At 64.7% G+C, this 16396-nt stretch carries 15 protein-coding genes and 1 tRNA gene; 10 read left to right on the forward strand and 6 right to left on the reverse strand.

What is annotated here, in order from left to right; genetic code table 11:
* From ABIB35_RS09730 to ABIB35_RS09755, 6 genes are all read left to right on the forward strand, one after another.
* Entirely contained in the window at positions 1-312 is a 312-nt protein-coding gene (locus ABIB35_RS09730) for an L-rhamnose mutarotase (RefSeq protein WP_354180934.1), read from the forward strand.
* Complete coding sequence (locus ABIB35_RS09735) at positions 309-1271, forward strand: aldo/keto reductase (RefSeq protein WP_354180936.1); 963 nt, start codon at positions 309-311, stop codon at positions 1269-1271. The genes ABIB35_RS09730 and ABIB35_RS09735 overlap by 4 nt, the downstream gene beginning before the upstream one ends.
* Before the next feature lie 4 nt (positions 1272-1275).
* On the forward strand, positions 1276-2205 hold the full coding sequence (locus ABIB35_RS09740) for an amidohydrolase family protein (RefSeq protein WP_354180938.1): 930 nt from the start codon (positions 1276-1278) through the stop codon (positions 2203-2205).
* On the forward strand, positions 2198-3706 hold the full coding sequence (locus tag ABIB35_RS09745) for a sugar ABC transporter ATP-binding protein (protein ID WP_354180939.1): 1509 nt from the start codon (positions 2198-2200) through the stop codon (positions 3704-3706). Before ABIB35_RS09740 ends, ABIB35_RS09745 begins: the two co-directional genes overlap by 8 nt.
* Positions 3707-3789: 83 nt before the next feature.
* The gene (locus tag ABIB35_RS09750; RefSeq protein WP_354180941.1) at positions 3790-4764 is read left to right on the forward strand and encodes an ABC transporter permease; all 975 of its coding nucleotides are present in this window, start codon (positions 3790-3792) and stop codon (positions 4762-4764) included.
* An 83-nt stretch (positions 4765-4847) separates the two neighbouring features.
* A complete protein-coding gene (locus ABIB35_RS09755; protein ID WP_354180942.1) occupies positions 4848-5819 on the forward strand; it encodes an ABC transporter substrate-binding protein in 972 nt (323 codons plus the stop codon).
* Positions 5820-5891: 72 nt separating this feature from the next.
* On the opposite strand, the gene ABIB35_RS09760 is transcribed toward ABIB35_RS09755, so the two are convergent.
* Positions 5892-6563 (reverse strand): FadR/GntR family transcriptional regulator, encoded by a 672-nt coding sequence (locus ABIB35_RS09760; RefSeq protein ID WP_354180943.1) that lies wholly within the window; start codon positions 6561-6563, stop codon positions 5892-5894.
* A gap of 53 nt (positions 6564-6616) precedes the next feature.
* Positions 6617-7441, reverse strand: a complete 825-nt coding sequence (locus ABIB35_RS09765) for a crotonase/enoyl-CoA hydratase family protein (RefSeq protein ID WP_354180944.1) — start codon at positions 7439-7441, stop codon at positions 6617-6619.
* 86 nt (positions 7442-7527) lie between these two features.
* Here ABIB35_RS09765 and ABIB35_RS09770 point away from each other — a divergent pair, with 86 nt between their 5' ends.
* Entirely contained in the window at positions 7528-8292 is a 765-nt protein-coding gene (locus ABIB35_RS09770; RefSeq protein ID WP_354180946.1) for a hypothetical protein, read from the forward strand.
* Here ABIB35_RS09770 and ABIB35_RS09775 read toward each other — a convergent pair.
* The 4 genes from ABIB35_RS09775 to ABIB35_RS09790 form a co-directional block, all read right to left on the reverse strand.
* Positions 8289-9329, reverse strand: a complete 1041-nt coding sequence (locus ABIB35_RS09775; RefSeq protein ID WP_354180948.1) for an aldo/keto reductase — start codon at positions 9327-9329, stop codon at positions 8289-8291. The genes ABIB35_RS09770 and ABIB35_RS09775 overlap by 4 nt on opposite strands.
* A gap of 120 nt (positions 9330-9449) precedes the next feature.
* Positions 9450-9537 (reverse strand) — tRNA-Ser (locus ABIB35_RS09780).
* Positions 9538-9607: 70 nt separating this feature from the next.
* Entirely contained in the window at positions 9608-10240 is a 633-nt protein-coding gene (locus ABIB35_RS09785) for a class I SAM-dependent DNA methyltransferase (RefSeq protein ID WP_354180950.1), read from the reverse strand.
* 56 nt (positions 10241-10296) lie between these two features.
* Positions 10297-12420 carry a prolyl oligopeptidase family serine peptidase gene (locus ABIB35_RS09790; protein ID WP_354180952.1) on the reverse strand — a complete coding sequence of 708 codons (2124 nt, stop codon included), beginning with the start codon at positions 12418-12420 and terminating at the stop codon, positions 10297-10299.
* A 187-nt stretch (positions 12421-12607) separates the two neighbouring features.
* Here ABIB35_RS09790 and ABIB35_RS09795 point away from each other — a divergent pair, with 187 nt between their 5' ends.
* The 3 genes from ABIB35_RS09795 to ABIB35_RS09805 all read left to right on the forward strand — a co-directional run bounded on the left by ABIB35_RS09795 (position 12608) and on the right by ABIB35_RS09805 (position 16271).
* Positions 12608-12763, forward strand: coding sequence for a hypothetical protein (locus tag ABIB35_RS09795; protein ID WP_354180954.1), 156 nt, complete (start codon positions 12608-12610; stop codon positions 12761-12763).
* 62 nt (positions 12764-12825) lie between these two features.
* Positions 12826-14847 (forward strand): FAD/NAD(P)-binding protein, encoded by a 2022-nt coding sequence (locus ABIB35_RS09800; RefSeq protein ID WP_354180956.1) that lies wholly within the window; start codon positions 12826-12828, stop codon positions 14845-14847.
* A 122-nt stretch (positions 14848-14969) separates the two neighbouring features.
* Positions 14970-16271: an MFS transporter gene (locus ABIB35_RS09805; protein ID WP_354180958.1), complete on the forward strand. Its 1302-nt coding sequence runs from the start codon at positions 14970-14972 to the stop codon at positions 16269-16271.
* The last annotated feature ends 125 nt before the right edge of the window (positions 16272-16396 follow it).

Here is a 16396-nt window from a genome sequence, read left to right on the forward strand (position 1 = left end):
ATGGAACGCATCGCACTGCATACACGGCTGAAACCGGGACGGGAAGCGGAGTACGACGCCGTGCACGCTCGTATCCCGGAGGACCTTGACGCCGCCATGCGGATGGCCGGCGTTTCCAGTTGGCGGATCTGGCGAGACGGGCTGGACCTCTTCCACGTGGTGGAGGCCGACGACTATGCAGCTATGCGCCGGTTCCTCGCCTCCCATCCGGCGAACCTGCCCTGGCAGACACAGATGGCGGAGCTGCTGGACGTTCAGGACGACTATTCCGGCACCGACCGAGGCATCGCCCAAGTCTGGGAACTTCCTTGACCGGCGTCGGGCTGGGCCGCCTCGAATTTGGATGTGCCGGCATCGGCAACCTGTACCGGGAAATATCCAACACGGATGCTGCCGGCGCTCTGCAGGCAGCCTGGGACGGCGGCAGCCGATACTTTGATACCGCGCCACACTACGGGCTGGGCCTATCCGAACAGCGGCTGGGCCGGTTCCTGGCAGACCGTCCCCGAGAGGACTTCTTGGTATCCACTAAAGTGGGCCGTCTGCTGGTGGAGAACCCGCTGTTCTCCGGCGGTGAGAGCGACGACGAAGGTTTCGCCGTGCCGGCCCGGCTCAAGCGCGAGTGGGATCCCAGCGAAGCAGGTATCCGCCGTTCGCTGGCGGAGTCCCTGGAGCGGATGGACCTGGCGAAGGCAGACATTGTCTACCTTCACGATCCGGATGCCTACGACCTCACCGCCGGGATCGAGAAAGGGCTTCCGGCACTTGAGAAGCTACGCGCAGAAGGAACGGTCCGTGCCATCGGCGTGGGCGCCAACTCAGCCGAAACCTTGCTGGCCTGTGTGGAAGCCGCAGAGCTGGATTACATCATGCTCGCCGGCCGCTACACGCTGCTTGACCAGTCCGCGGCCAAGGAGCTGCTGCCGCGGTGTCTGGAGAAGGGCGTGCAGGTGGTGAACGCGGGCGTCTACAACTCCGGCATTCTCGCCCGGCATCAGGTCAGCGCGGGATCCCATTTCAACTACGCTCCGGCCTCCGCGGACCTGCAGGCCAAAGCGGTGCGCATCGCCGCGATCTGCCAGCAGTTCGGCACTGACCTGCCCACCGCAGCGCTGCACTTCAGCCTTCGCCATCCGGCCGTGGTGGCCGTAGTTGCCGGTGCTTCCAGCGCTGCCCAGGCAGTGCAAAACGCTTCCCGGATGCAGTCCACGGTCTCCGAAGGCCTGTGGGACGCGCTGACCGCGGAGGAGCTAATTCCACATACATCCTGACATTTTGAACCCCCCGGCTGCCGGAGCTGACCCTCTTGTGCGGCCACCGCGGATCGACGCGCACCTGCATATATGGGACCTCGCCGACGGAGAGTACCGCTGGCTGGAACGATCCGAGCCGGCGCTGCGCCGCAGTTTCCTGCCTGATGAAGCGTCAGGCCTTCTCCAAGATGCCGGAATCAACGGCGCCATTGTGGTGCAGGCCGAGGACAGCACCCGCGACACGGCGTTCCTGTTGGATGCTGCGGCCAGGCACAGCTTCGTGCGGGGCGTGGTGGGCTGGGTCCAGCTGGACACCCCTGACGTCGCGGCCGGGCAGCTGGTCACCTGGGCCGGAGACCCTGTCTTCGTGGGCGTGCGGCACCTGATCCACGACGATCCACGGTCCGGATTCCTGCAGCTTCCCGCCGTACGGGCTTCACTTTCCCTCGTGGCCGATGCCGGGCTCACCTTCGATATTCCGGATGCCTTTCCCGACCACTTGGACCAGGTCGCCGCGCTGGCTGCGGCGCTCCCCGGATTGAGGATCGTCGTAGACCATCTGGGGAAACCACCCCGCGCCTCCGGAGCTGAGGAGGTTCAGCGCTGGGAACGGCAGCTGCGACAGGCAGCGGAACTACCCAACGTCTTTGCCAAGGTCTCTGGACTGCGCACTCCCGGAACTAAGTACACCACCGAAGCCTTGGGCCGGGCATGGAACATTTCCCTGGACGCCTTTGGCCCGCAGAGGCTGCTCTACGGCAGCGACTGGCCGGTCAGCGGCGCGCATCAGTACACCGAGACGCTGGGCGTAATCGAGGCGCTGGCCGCCGAACTGGGCCCGGCAGGGCAGGCAGCGGTTATGGGCACAAACGCCGAGCGGATATATCGGCTGCCGGCGGCCGAAACACAGCGGAAAACAGCGGATGAAATGAAAGCAGGCAGCCATGAGTGACTATCTACTGGAAGTACAGGGGATCAGCAAAGCATTCCCCGGCGTCCAGGCGCTTGATGACATGCATCTGAACCTGCGGCACAACGAGGTTCTGGCGCTTGTGGGGGAGAACGGCGCGGGCAAGTCCACACTCATGAAGCTGCTCTCCGGCATCGAGAGACCCGACGCCGGCAGCTTCACGCTGAACGGGGAGAGGATCACTGTGAGCAGCCCCCGCCACGCACAGGACCTGGGAATCAGTATCATCCACCAGGAATTCCACCTGATGCGGGACCTGACCGTGGCCCAGAATATCTATATCGGACGGGAGCCGCGCACTGGCCCCTTCCTTAATGAGCGCGCACTGAACAGGCAGGCGCAGGAGCTTTTCGACCGGATCGGGATTGACCTGGACCCGCGGCAGCCCGTCTCCCAGCTGACGGTCGCACGCCAGCAGATGGTGGAAATCGCCAAGGCCCTTTCCTGGGATTCGGTGCGCGTCCTGATCATGGATGAGCCAACGGCGGCGCTGAACGACGCAGAGGTGGCAGCTCTGCACCGGCTCATCCGGCAGTTCACCACCGCGGAGACCGGCGTCATCTACATCTCCCACCGGATGGACGAACTCAAGGCCATCTCCGGGCGGATTACGGTCATCCGAGACGGCGAATACGTGGACACTGTGGATACTGCCGCTACAACCATGCGCGAAGTCATCCCCTTGATGGTGGGGCGCCAGGTGAAGACAGACCAGCGTCCCGAGGAAACTCCGGTCAGCGGTGCTCCGCTGCTCAGCGTCCGCGGGCTCAGTACCAAGTCATTGCTCGAGGATGTCAGCTTCGACCTGCATCCCGGCGAAATCCTGGGATTCGCCGGTCTCATGGGTGCCGGACGCACCGAAGTCGCCCGGGCCATCGTTGGAGCTGATCGGACCACTGCGGGAAACATTCACCTGCGGGGTCGCGAGGTAAAGATCTCCACGCCGGCGGCTGCCGCGACGCTGGGCATCGGCTACCTTTCCGAAGACCGCAAACACCTGGGCCTGATGCTTGAACGCAGCGTCGCGGAGAACATCGTGGTGACGTCCCTTCCAACCCTGAGCAGGGCCGGATTCGTGAAATCCAAAGCAATCCGCGCCCAAGCCGCTGCTTCCGTGCAGCAGCTACGCATCAAGACCCCCGGCATCCGGCAGAGCGCCAAGAATCTCTCCGGCGGAAACCAGCAGAAAGTGGTTATCGCAAAGTGGCTCTTCCGCGACTGCGACATCCTCATCTTCGATGAGCCGACCCGGGGTATCGACGTCGGCGCGAAGGACGAGATTTACGCCCTGCTGAACGAACTCGCCGCGGCCGGGAAATCGATCATCATGATCTCCTCCGAGCTCCCCGAAGTTCTGCGCATGTCCCACCGCATAGTGGTGATGAGCGAAGGCCGCATCACCGGTGTCCTCGAAAACTCCGAGGCCACGCAGGAAATCATCATGGAACTGGCCACACAAGGCAAAGGAGCCTCAGCAGCATGAGCACGGTTAACAAAGCACCAGCGGCTCCGACTAGCAGTCCACAGCCTCCGGGAGGTCCCGGAAGGCTTCGGAACGCTATGGCGATGACCAGCCCGGGCCTGCGCGTCCGGTTCCAAACCTCGCTGCAGCAGCTGATGGCATTCGGCTCGCTGATTGTCCTGGTGATCCTCTTTGGCATCCTAAACCCCCGGTTCCTGCAGCCCACCAACCTCTCCGACATCCTGCTCTCCACCGTCGTCATCGGGCTTCTGGCCCTAGGCGCCACCTTTGTGATTGTCACGGGCGGCATTGATCTCTCCGTCGGCACAGGTATGAGCCTGTGCTCGGTGATGACCGGCGTGGTGTTGACTAACCTTGGCTTGCCCCTGATCTTCGGTGTCCTCGGCGGTATCGTGGCCGGCGCCCTGATGGGGGCGGTCAACGGATTCTTTGTGTCCTACCTGAAGATCCCGCCCTTTATCGCCACGCTGGCCATGATGATGGTGGCCCAGGGGCTGGCCCTGGTGATCTCCGGAACCAAACCGATCTACTTCAACGACACCCCCGGATTCAGCGCCCTTGCGCTGGGCAAACCGATCGCAGGGCTGGTGATCCCGAACGCCGTTTTCATTTTCTTCGCGGCGGCGGTCATCGCTGGTATCGTGCTCAGCCGCACACTGATCGGCCGCTACACCTTCTCCATCGGCAGCAACGAGGAAGCCACCGCGCTTTCCGGAATCAACGTGCGCAAATGGAAGCTGCTCATCTACACGCTTGCCGGATCCTTCACCGGACTCGCCGGCGTGATCATTGCGGCGAGACTCAACTCAGCCCAGCCCGGACAGGGCATGGGGTATGAGCTGCAGGCCATTGCCGCCGTAGTTATCGGCGGAACCTCATTGGCAGGAGGCAAGGGCTCGATCATCGGCACTGTTATCGGTGCGCTGATCATGTCCGTCATGACCAACGGGCTCCGGGTGATCTCCGTACCGCAGGAGTGGCAGAACGTGGCGATCGGCGTTGTTATACTCGCGGCCGTCTATCTCGACATGCTGCGCCGGAAGGACAACACCACGTAGCGCGCCCTCAAGGGTTGTCCGGGGCAGCAGCCTCGGTTCTTTTCAGCAGTTCTTCACCGTTCTTCAACAAGGGAGTTTAAGAAATGATCCGGAAAAAGTTCGCGGCAGTCACTGCCGTGGCTGCACTGATGTTCACCATGATCGCCTGCGAAAGTACCGAAAGCAGCGCCGACGCCGACAGCGGCAAGCCCTATATCGCGGTAGTGTCCAAGGGATTCCAGCACCAGTTCTGGCAGGCAGTGAAGCAGGGCGCGGATCAGGCGGCGGAGGAATTCGATGTCGAGATCACCTTCGAGGGTCCGGATAAGGAAACCAACGTTGACCAGCAGATCCAAATGCTGACCACGGCGCTGGGCAAGAACCCCTCCGCCATCGGCTTCGCTGCACTGGACAGCCAGGCGGCCACCCCGCTGCTCGAAGAGGCCCAGTCCAAGGACATTCCCGTGGTGGCCTTCGACTCCGGCGTTGACAGCGACATTCCCGTAGCCACTGCCACCACGGACAACAAGGCTGCCGCCGCCGAGGCAGCCAAACACCTGGCGGACCTGATTGGCGGCAAGGGGAAAATCGCCGTCATCGCCCACGACCAAACCTCGAAGTCCGGTACGGACCGCCGGGACGGTTTCCTGGAATGGATGGAGGGGAACGCTCCGGATATTGAGGTTGTAGACGTGCAGTACGGCGACGGCGACCAGCTGAAGTCAACTGACGCTGCCAAGGCAATCATCGCGGCGCATCCCGATCTGGCGGGAATGTACGGAACCAATGAAGGCTCGGCCATCGGCGTCGTCAATGCCGTCAAGGAATTGAACCTCAAGGGCAAGTTGACCATTGTTGGGTTCGACTCCGGGAAGGCGCAGATAGACGCGATCAAGGACGGCACCATGGCCGGTGCCGTGACACAGAATCCGGTGGGAATCGGCTACGAAACGGTCAAGGCCGCCGTGGCAGCCGCCAAGGGCGAGAAGGTGGAAAAGGTGATCGACACCGGCTTCTACTGGTACGACGCCGAGAATATTGATTCGGACGAGATCAAGCCCAACCTCTACGAGTAGCCAGCAGCCGAAACCACGAATGCCCCGCCTGGGAACTGCAGGCGGGGCATTCGTGTCGGTGCGTTCGGACGGTCAGAGTGACTGCCGCAGCCAGTTCTCTACACCGCTGACATGGACCGTCATGAGGGCGCGGGCCAGCTCTGCGTCGCCCCGGGACAGAGCAGCGGCAATGGCAGTGTGTTCCGCGAGGGTGGCCGAGACCGCCTTGTCCTGGGTCAGCCCGCGCCAGACCCGCGCGCGGACGGTGCTGCTGGAGAGCCCGTCCAGCAGGCTCTCCAAGTAGGAATTTCCGGAGGCCTTTGCGATAAGGCTGTGGAACGCCAGGTCATGTGCAACCAAGTCCTCCACCGAAGTGTCCTCCTGCACGGTGTGCAAGGTGGCGTTCAGCTCTGCGAGCTGAACCTCCGTTATCCGTTGCGCGGCCAGGGACGCCGATCCGGGTTCGAGGATACGCCGGACCTCGAAAAGCTCAAGTACCGATTTGTCCTGATGCAGTTCCACCACAAAGGCCATGGCTTCGGTTAGCAGCTGCGGTTCGAGGCTGGTCACGTAGGTGCCGTCACCCCGGCGGACATCAAGTACACGAATCAGTTCAAGTGCCTTGACGGCTTCACGCATGGAGCTGCGGGATAGGCCTAGGCGCTCGCTGAGGTCCTTTTCGGGCGGAAGCCGGTCACCTGCCTTGAGCTCACCTGAGATGAGCATGTCCTTGATCTTGGTGATCGCTTCGTCTGTAACAGCCATCCATCCATCCTAATGGTCGGTTGTTTCAGCAAGTTCCCCTGGAGGGAAAGCACTCAGCCGCCGGTGAAGACAGCTGGGCGGCGCTCGGCGAAGGCAGTGGCTGCCTCGTGAAAGTCTCGGCTGGCCAGAAATGCCGAGTTCCAGAGCTGCACGTAGTCCAGGCCTGATTGGACGGATGTTTCCTCGCCGTGGTTCATAACGTGCTTCACTCCCTGCACCACCAAAGGAGGATTCGCGGCAACCACGCCGGCCAGTTCGCGTCCCCGGGCGACGACGTCGTCGGCCAGTTCCGTGACCAGGCCAAGCTGGGCGGCGCGCCCGGCACCGAAATCCTCTCCGGTCAGGGCAAGGTGCCGGGCGGGTCCCGCGCCGATGATGCCCGGAAGGCGCTGGAGGGACCCAAGATCCGCCACGATGGCCACCTTCACCTCACGCACACTGAACATGGCGGAGGGGGAGGCGATGCGGATGTCTGCGGCGGCAATGACATCGATTCCGCCGCCGATGCACCAGCCGTCAACCGCCGCAATGACCGGCTTGGAGCACCGGGCCAGGGAACTGACAGCATCCTGCAGGTCCTTAATGCTGCGGCGGAAGCCTTCCCGCCGGCGCGCATCCATTCCGCCGGCAGCCAGCAACGGAGCAAAAACGGGCGCCATGGCCGGCAGGTCCAACCCGTAGCTGAAGTTTCCGCCGGAGCCGTAGAGCAGGACGGCCCGCACTGCTTCATCGTCGCTCAGTGCAGCGAAAACTTCGGGGAGTTCCTTCCAGAAGTCCGGGCCCATCGCGTTTCCCTTGGATGGCCCGGTGAGTTCGACTTCGGCAACTCCATCCGCAATGTGTACGCGCAGCGAACGCAGGGAAGTGGTCGGGCTCATGGCATCTCCAGTGATCGGCGGTCCGGTTGCACGTCAATATACCGGCACGAAGGTGCCCGGGCCGCGGGCAAAGATAGGATCGGTATATGGAGTTCCTGGTGATTGTTCTGTTTGTCGTGGCCATTGTTGTGGTGAATTTTGTGATGAGCCGCGCCCAGCGCAGGAAAAAGCAGGCAGGTGGTGAACCCTCGGCGGAGGGCAGCGCAAATCCGAAACAGGAAGCAAAGCCGCAGCGGTCACCCAAGAAGCGCGTGCCCGGCGCTGCACCGGCGGGGCCTCGGACGTCTGTTGAGGCAGCACGTGAGGCCAACGCCCGCTTGGACTCAGCTGCGCACCAGCAGGTGTATGCCGCAATTGCGCAGGGACAACCCATAAAGGCCGTCAAGCTCTACGTGCAGTTCACTGGAGTTGGAATCCGTGCGGCAGGGACGGCCGTAGAAAACCTCGCTACGCATCCGCAGCCCTATCAGCCTCCCCGGCCGGCTTCACCGGCACCGGCGACGGGCGGATCAAGCTCCGTGCCCTCGCCCGAAGCGGCCAACGATGCTGCAGAAGATGGCACCACGGTGACCGGTCCGAACCCTAGCGTGGACAACGGCAACCAGGCCCTGGCGCCGGACGCAGCCGCTGCACGTGAGAGAACCCCTGCCCCGGATGCGGACCAGGCCGCTGCGCCCGATAAAACTGACGCGCCGGATAAAACTGCCGCGCGGGACAAAACTGCTGCGCCGGAGGGCCCCACCGCTCCTGCCGGGAAAGCCCACAGGGAATCGGCAGCCAAGCCTCCTGCCGCGCCTGCAGAAGACGAAATCAGCAAATGGGTCAAGGACCTTCGGCCGGAAGACTTCTAGTTCTGGGCCGTACCCTGCGATAGCTGCCGGGAGCGCTGGTTGAGGCCGTCAGCCCCGTAAGGATAATTCCCGACGACTGGCTGACTGAGATCAGTTAGCTTCCGCTGCTCTGCGGCTGTGAGCCGGACGGAAGCCGCCCCCAGGTTGTCGCTGAGCTGCTCAACCGTGCGGGCACCAAGAATCACCGAGGTAACCCCGGGCTGTGCCGCAAGCCAGGCCAGGGCAGCCTGGGCCGGGCTGGCCTGATGCGCACGGGCAATGGCTTTGAGCGCATCCAGGATCTGCCAGGTGCGTTCATTGTTGCTGCGCACGTCCCAGCCCTGGAACTGGCGGGTGGGGTTGTCTCCCACCCGGGTGGTTCCTGCCGGAACCGACTCGCGGCGGTACTTGCCGGTAAGCCAGCCGCCTGCGAGAGGCGACCAAGGCAGCAGGCCCAGCCCGGCGTCGAGCGCTGCCGGCACCACTTCGGACTCGATTTCGCGTTCCAAAAGGTTGTACTGCGGCTGCAGGGTCACGGGCTCGTTCCAGCCGCGGGCACGTGCCGTAAACACCGCTTTGGTCAGCTGCCAGCCGGTGAAGTTGGAGAGCCCGTAGTAGCTGATCTTACCCGCCGTGACGGCATCCTGGAGGAACCCCAGGCTTTCCTCCAGCGGCGTGAGCGGATCCCAGGCGTGCAGCTGGTAGAGGTCGATGTGGTCCACGCCCAGCCGCTTCAGGGAGGCATCCAGTGCCTGGCGCAGGCGCCGGCGGGACGTGCCCAGATCATTCGGGCCGTCACCCATCGGGAACCGGCCCTTGGTGGCGAGCACCATGTTCTTCGCCGTCTCCGGGCGTGCCTGTAGCCAGTGGCCGACAATTTCCTCGGAGGCCCCCGCAGTGTAGACGTCAGCGGTATCGATAAAGTTGCCGCCGGCTTCGACGTAGGTGTTCAGGAGGGCATGGGAGACATGCTGGTCGGATTCGTTGCCGAAGGTCATCGTTCCGAGCGCGTAGTTGCTGACGATGGTGCCGCTGTGGCCCAGGAGGCGCATTTCCATTGGATTCCTTCTTGGTCGAGGAGCCAGCTAAAGCTGCATGGTGAATGTGCCCAACATAGTCCGAAACGGGGGACCGGCGACAGAAACAAAAAAACCCCCGGTTGCCCGGGGGTTTTAGCGCGGAGACGGGGAGATTTGAACTCCCGGTGGGCTTTAGGCCCACACTTCATTAGCAGTGAAGCCCATTCGGCCGCTCTGGCACGTCTCCAAATGCTGTCTGATAGCTTCCGCTGCCAGCCTGACAAGACTACCCATAAGGGGCGGGTAAGAGCAAAACGTCACCGGCCCGGGTGGCGACCCATGACGCTGGACTGCAGGCGTTGTGCGGCGATGGCGGCGTGGGGCCGCTGTCCGGGATCCGTCCTTGACTGGACCTCACGAACGGTGAAACCGGCGGCAAGCAGGTGGCCGGCAAGCTCGTCCACCGGCCAGGTGTAGGCCGGCGCTACAGCGTGCGGGAACGTTTCCACTGCGGCGCCCTCGAAAAACCCCACCAGCAGGTGCCCGCCAGGGCGGAGACAGCGGGCAAACTCTTCGAAGACAACAGGAACATCGGCGGGATCCAGATGGATGAGCGAATACCAGGCCAGAACCCCGGCGACTGAGCCGTCGCTGACTCCGAGGCTGAAGAACGTCCCTTCGGAAAAGGCAACATCGGGGAAACGGGCTCCGGCCAGGGCAACAAACTCAGGGACCGTATCCACTCCCTCGGCGTGGGCTCCGAGATCGCTCAGGTATTTGGTCCAATGTCCGGGACCGCATCCGGCATCGATCACGGGCCCGGTCAGACCAGCCGCCCAGGATGCCACCAGGCTGCGGTCGGCCGGGTGGGTAGCGTCGATCCGCCCCAGGGCGGCCTGGTATTCCAGCGCCCTGGCGGCATACGCATCTCGGACCGGGTCACGGCCCATTGGAACCGGCTTGGTACATGGCGGCGACGAACCCGTGCGGTTCGCTACTCAACGGTTCATCCCAGACGCCCCGTCAGCGCCTCCCACAGGAACTCATAGGACATGGCGTACATCCGCGCAGCCTGGCGGTTGTCCGAGGCTCCGGCGTGACCGCCCTCCAACGCCTCATGGAACCAGACCTTTTCCACCCCCATGCCCTTCATCCGCGCCGCCATCTTCCGGGCCTGCACCGGCCCCACGCGGTCATCGCTGGTGGCCGTCCAGATCAGCGTGGGCGGATAGTCGGCGTCCTCCTTGAGCAGATGGTACGGCGAGAAGGTCTGCACAAACTCCCACTGCTTCGGGTCATCCGGGTCGCCGTACTCGGCAATCCAGGAGTGCCCGGCGGAGAGCTTGGTGTAGCGGCGCATGTCCAGCAGCGGCACGCCGCAGGACACCGCACCGAAGAGATGCGGATACGTGGTGAGCATGTTGCCGACCAGCAGCCCGCCGTTGCTGCGTCCGGTGCAGCCCAGATGTTCCCGGACCGTGACGCCGCGGGAGATCAGGTCCTGCGCCACCGCGGCAAAATCCTCATAGGCGCGGTGCCGGTTCTCCTGCAGCGCAGCCCGATGCCACTCCGGGCCGTATTCGCCGCCGCCGCGGATGTTCGCCAGCACATACACGCCCGAACGCTTCATCCCGGCATCGTCGGTGAAGCTGCGCTCCAGCCAGCCGCGGCCCACCATCCCGCTGTAGGCCGGAGTCAGGGCCTGTTCAAAACCGCCGTAACCGTTCAGCAGCGTGGGGTTGCCGCCGTCGAGCACCAGGTCCTTCGGGCCCACCTGGAAGTAGGGCACTTTGGTGCCGTCCGCGGACACGGCGAAGTGCTGTTCCACGGTGGCCGAGGAGGCGTCAAAGAACGACGGCGATTCCTTCACCACCGCGGCCGCCCCGCCCGCCGGCTGCCCGAGGGTTCCGCGGGAAAGTGTGGACGGCGTCAGGAAACCGGTGCTGATGAGCCAGTAGTCGTTGCCGGCTTCCTCGTCCTCATCGTCCACGGCGTAGGCATCAACGCTGTGCAGCGGGGGACAGGCATCCAGGGCCGCCGCCGTCCAGTCGTTGGCCGGATCCAGCACAGAGATCTGCGAGGAGACATCGCGCAGCAGATTTAGCAGCAGATAATCCCGGGTCCAGCTCCAGGACTGCAGGGAGGTGGCCGGATCCGGAGTAAACAGCGTCACCAGGTTCCGGCTGCCGGACAGGAAGGCTTCCAGATCCGCTGCCAGCAGCGAGCCGGCGGGGTACTCCGATCCGTCCAGTGTCCAGTCGGTGCGGGGGCGCAGCACCAGCCACTGCCGGTGTACATCAACATTCACGTCCAGCGGCACGTCCAGACGCACCCACTGATCATCCCGGCGCAGGAAGGTTGAGCTGTGGTAGAAGTCCACGATGTCCACCGCGAGGTCACGTTCAAAACCGGGCGTCTGGTCGTGCGCCACCACCGCCATCATGTGGTCTTCGGGTACTTCGAAATAGGGTGCGGCGTCGGCGAGCTGCATTCCGCGGCGCAGGATCCGGCTGGTGCGCGGGTAGGAGGAGCTGGTCATGGAGCCGGGGCCAAAGTCGGTGCCGACGTACAGCTCGTCCGGACCGGCCCAGCTGATGCGGTTTTTTGCAGCGGGAATGTCAAAGCCGCCGGGGACAAAAACGCGGTCGACGACGTCGAACTCGCGGTAGCGGGCTGCGTCGCCTCCGTCGGGGGAGAGGACCACCAGCGCCCGCCGGTACGGGCCGCCGTCGGTGGGGCGCAGGAACGCGGAACCGCCCCAGACCCATTCCATGTCCTCGGTGCGGCTGAGCTCATCCACGTCCAGAAGGACTTCCCACTCCGGGTCATGCGTGCAGTAACTTTCCCAGGTGGTGCGGCGCCACAGGCCCTTGGGATGCTCGGCGTCGCGCCAGAAGTTGTAGTAATGCTCGCCCCGCTTGGCCGCCATCGGAATGCGGTCAGTGGAGTCAAGGACCTGAAGCAGCCGCTTTTCGGTGCGCTCGAAGCCGGTTTCGGAGAGCAGATCCTCCGTGACCTCATTCTCCGCGCGCACCCAATCCAGCTGCCTGTCTCCGTAGATGTCCTCCAGCCACAGGAACTCATCATCGGCAAAGGGCCCGGCGGACAGATCAGGAGTCGAGGTTCTCATGTGCCCATCCTAGGGGCGTCTCCCACGGCGGCGGCCTAGCTTCGGCTCGAAGGATGTCCCGGGCGCGGCACGGCGTTGTAGAGTTCCCGGACCGGCGGCGGATAGTGCCGCCTTCCTGAGTCGGCATCCCGGCCGTCCAGAAGTGCGGAGGTTCGCCCTGAGCCCTTTTGTCCTCACACTGATGCTGGTGGGCATTGCTGCCGCCTCCGTGCTGTTCTGGCTGGCGTTTCAGCTGTACCGGATTCCGGCCGCTGAAATGCAGCGCCGGCAGCGGCTGTACACCTGGTTCTGGATCCTGACCGGCTTTGTGCTGCTGATCTTCTTGGTGGTGTTCCTGGTCTGAGAAGTGGCGGCTTCTGCCCGGCTGCCGATATGGTGCGGCTACCGGCCAGATACTCTTGAAGCATGACCAATACCACGCAGAGCTTCCAAGTGGCCGTGATCGGAGCGGGCCCGCGGGGGATCTCTGTTGTGGAACGCACGCTGGCCGGATACCTGGCGCTGCCGGCACAGAGCCGGCCCGCCCTGAAAATCACCGTCATTGACCCTTTCAACCCCGGTCCGGGTCATGTCTGGCGCACCGGCCAGTCCCGGTTATTCCTCATGAACACGCCCTGTCTGTTCCCCACCGTGGTTCCGGCGGGGGCCACCGCCGCCGGGCTGGCGGCATCGCCGTCGGGCCTGTCCTTCGACCAGTGGCGGATGCTGATGACGGAAACCGGCGCCGGTACGGAACTGCCCGCTGCTGATCAGGAAGAACTGGCCGGGCTGACGCCCGGATCTTTTCCCAGCCGTGCCGTGTACGGCCGGTATCTCGAATGGACCTTTGCCCGGCTTCAGGACGCTGCGCTCGCCGCCGGCGTGGAACTGGGGCACGTCCGCTCCGAAGTCCTCGGCCTCACCAGACCGGAAACGGGTGCGGGCTGGGTACTCGAGGTGGCCGGCGAAGGCCCGCTCGCGGCCGACGTCGTCGTCCTCGCCCTGGGGCATCTGCCCGCGGCGCTGAGTGCGGATCAGGACCGGCTGCGGAACGCCGCCGACCGCCACAACCTGCGTTATCTGCCGCCGGCGGTTCCCTCGGACGTGGACTTCAGTGTGTTCCCGGCGGGCGAACCCGTGCTTGTCCGCGGGCTCGGACTGAACTTCTTCGACATCATGATCCAGGTGACCACCGGACGCGGCGGCCGCTTTATCGCCGGCGGTCCGGCCGGGCGCGCACTGCGCTATGAGCGCAGCGGGCGGGAACCGGTCCTGGTGGCCGCCTCGCGACGGGGGACGCCGTACCGGGCGAAAGCCAAGCTGGATACCTACGTGCCGCGCAGCGTGCAGCTGCGTTACTTCACTGAAGAAGCCGCCACCTCGTTCCGGAACCAGGGCATCCTGCCGGGTTTTGACCACGACCTTTGGCCGCTGCTGCACCGCGACGCCGTCTGGGCTTACTACTCGACGCTGGCCCGCATGGCGCCGGAGGAACTGCTGGAACCGGCGGAGCAGTTCCTGGCCGAGCTGCGCGGGGCGCTGGACCTTCCCGGGCCCGAATGGGATGCCTCCAAGGAAGCGGTCCTGGACCGCTGTGTTCCGGCAGCACGGCGCACCAACCTGGAAGCATTGGCGCAGCCGCTGGGACGCCGCCCGTACGCCGGGGCGAAGGATCTCGACGACGCCGTCCTCGCCTACCTGGAGGACGACGCAGCCGGGTCAGCCGCCGGCGAGGATGATCCGCTGAAGATGGCGATCGGCGCGCTGAACGCCGGGCGCACGATGCTCAAGGCGGTAGTGGCCGACGGCGGGCTGGCCGAGGCCTCCTGGCTGACCGAGCTGCGCGGCTGGTTCGAGCCGCTGGTGGAGGGGCTGGCCAGCGGCCCGCCGACGGAGCGGATTGAACAGCTGGCTGCCCTGGTGCGGGCAGGCCTGGTGCACTTTGTGGGTCCGGACCCGCGCTTCGACGTGGATGAGGCACGCGGCGTGTTCACCGGCGTCTCGCCCTGGTCCGGCACCGAGTACGCGGCGAAGACCCTGGTCGAGGCCATGATGCCGGCCAACCGCGTGGATCGGAACATCTCCCCGCTGCTGTCCGGAATGCTCCGCGACGGACTGGCCCGGCCCAAGGTCATGATGGCCGGGGACGGCACCGCCGTGGTGACGCCCGGCCTGGACGTCACCCTGCCGCCATACCGGCCGGTGGGCATCAGCGGTGAACCGCAGGAGGGCCTGTACGTGCTGGGTCTGCAGCTCTCATCGGTGCAGTGGGGCACCGCTATTGCAGCTGAAGCGGGTTCTCCTGCCGGAGCCGGTGCCCGGACGCTGCGGGATGCGGACAATATTGCTGCGGCCATCCTGACTTCGGCGGCCGACGGCGGTCGGTCCGGCGGGGAGGGCGGGCGCCAGCGGGCGATCGCCGCGAGTTCGAGCCGGCCCCTGAGCTGACCGAGGTCGCGGCTCCCGCAGGCGCTCCCTCTCGGCCGCGCTGCGTTCCTGCCCCGCCCTGCCGGGGGAGGGCTAACGTGCGGTTCCTTGCCTGCAGCCGCGCGCTTCCCTATGCTCAGGCGATGTCTGCGAAAACGGTGTCCGGGGAACCTCGCAACGTGCTGCGGCGGGAACGGTCTGCATTGCTCGCTGCCGGACTCACCAACGGCCCCGCTGAGCTGATTGATTTCCTCATTCCGTTGTGGGCTGGAATTGCCCTTGGGGCAGACGCCTCGCAGGTGGGGCTGCTGATCGCGGCGGAACTCTTGGTCTCGGTTCTCGTCCGGCCACTGGCAGGACGGCTGGCCGACAGCAGGGAACGGCGGAACCTCGCCGGTGTGGGCGCCGCGATCTACGGGCTGTCCTGCTGCGGATATGCGCTGGCGGATTCCCTGCCGATGGCCTTTGCCGCCGCCGTGGTGGGCGGTATTGGCGGAGCCGTCCTGTGGGTGTCCCTGCGGGCCATTGTGAGCGAGAGGCTGGCTGCCGACCCCGAAGTTTTTGCGCGGTTGATGTCCGTGCAGGCCACCGGTTCATGGATCGCTTTTGTGGCCGGGCTGATGCTGCTTGGCCAGATAAACCTGTTCGCTCCGGTACTGGCAGGATGCGGCGTTGCCTGCCTGATCGGTGCCGTGGCGCTGTTCACGAGCCCTGCGCGGCTGGCCGGGGAGCCGGTTGGCGCGGGAACGGCTGCGGGAACGTTTGAGGGAGCGGTAGGTGGCGCTGTCGGCGGGGCGGTCGGCGGCGACGCAGGTGGGACAGTGGCCGGCGGGGCGGGTGCCGCAACCCGGACTGTTGCCCGGCGGGTGCGGCCGATGCTGATTGCTTCAGCTACGACCGCCGTAGCTGAAGCGGCCGTCTCCATCCTGCTGCTGTTGCACCTGCAGCGTGGTTTCGGTCTTGGCGTCATCCAGGCGGCCTACGTTTTTCTTCCCGGAGCTCTTGCCCTGATGGTCCTGCCGCCGCTGCTGCACAAAGTTGTCCTCCGCATAGGCAGGAGCCGCGCAGTCATTGCTGCGTCGGTTTTCAGTACGGTTTTCGCCGTATCACTGGCGTGGGCAACCAGTCCGGTGCTGATCTCGGGGCTGTGGATCCTGAGCGGTGTGGCCTGGGCCGTGCTAATGCCGGTCGAACAGGCAGTTGTTGCCGAAGCGGTGCCGGCCAGTGTCGGCACTGTCATGGGCGTCTACACAGCCGTGGGCCTGCTCAGCGCGGCTGTCGGAGCCCTTGCCGCCGGTATGCTCTATGAGTTCAGTTCCTGGCAGGCCGCCTGCCTGGTTTCCGGGGCGTTGATCCTTAGCGGTGCAGTGCTTGGTCCGTGGGCCATCCGGCGGCTTGGCGTCGCTGATTTTCCTGCCGCGGATTCCGCAGTGGCTCCGGACTGATCGAGTGTCGCGTTGGTGTCACTTGGGCTAGGCAGAGTCATATGGTCAGTGCAACGCTCTGAAACTACAGGAGCGATGCGATGCCCAGCGGCTACCCCTTTACCCAGGACTTCAAGGACCAGTAT

This window comes from Arthrobacter sp. UYP6 (assembly GCF_040547315.1).
GTDB lineage: Bacteria > Actinomycetota > Actinomycetes > Actinomycetales > Micrococcaceae > Arthrobacter_B.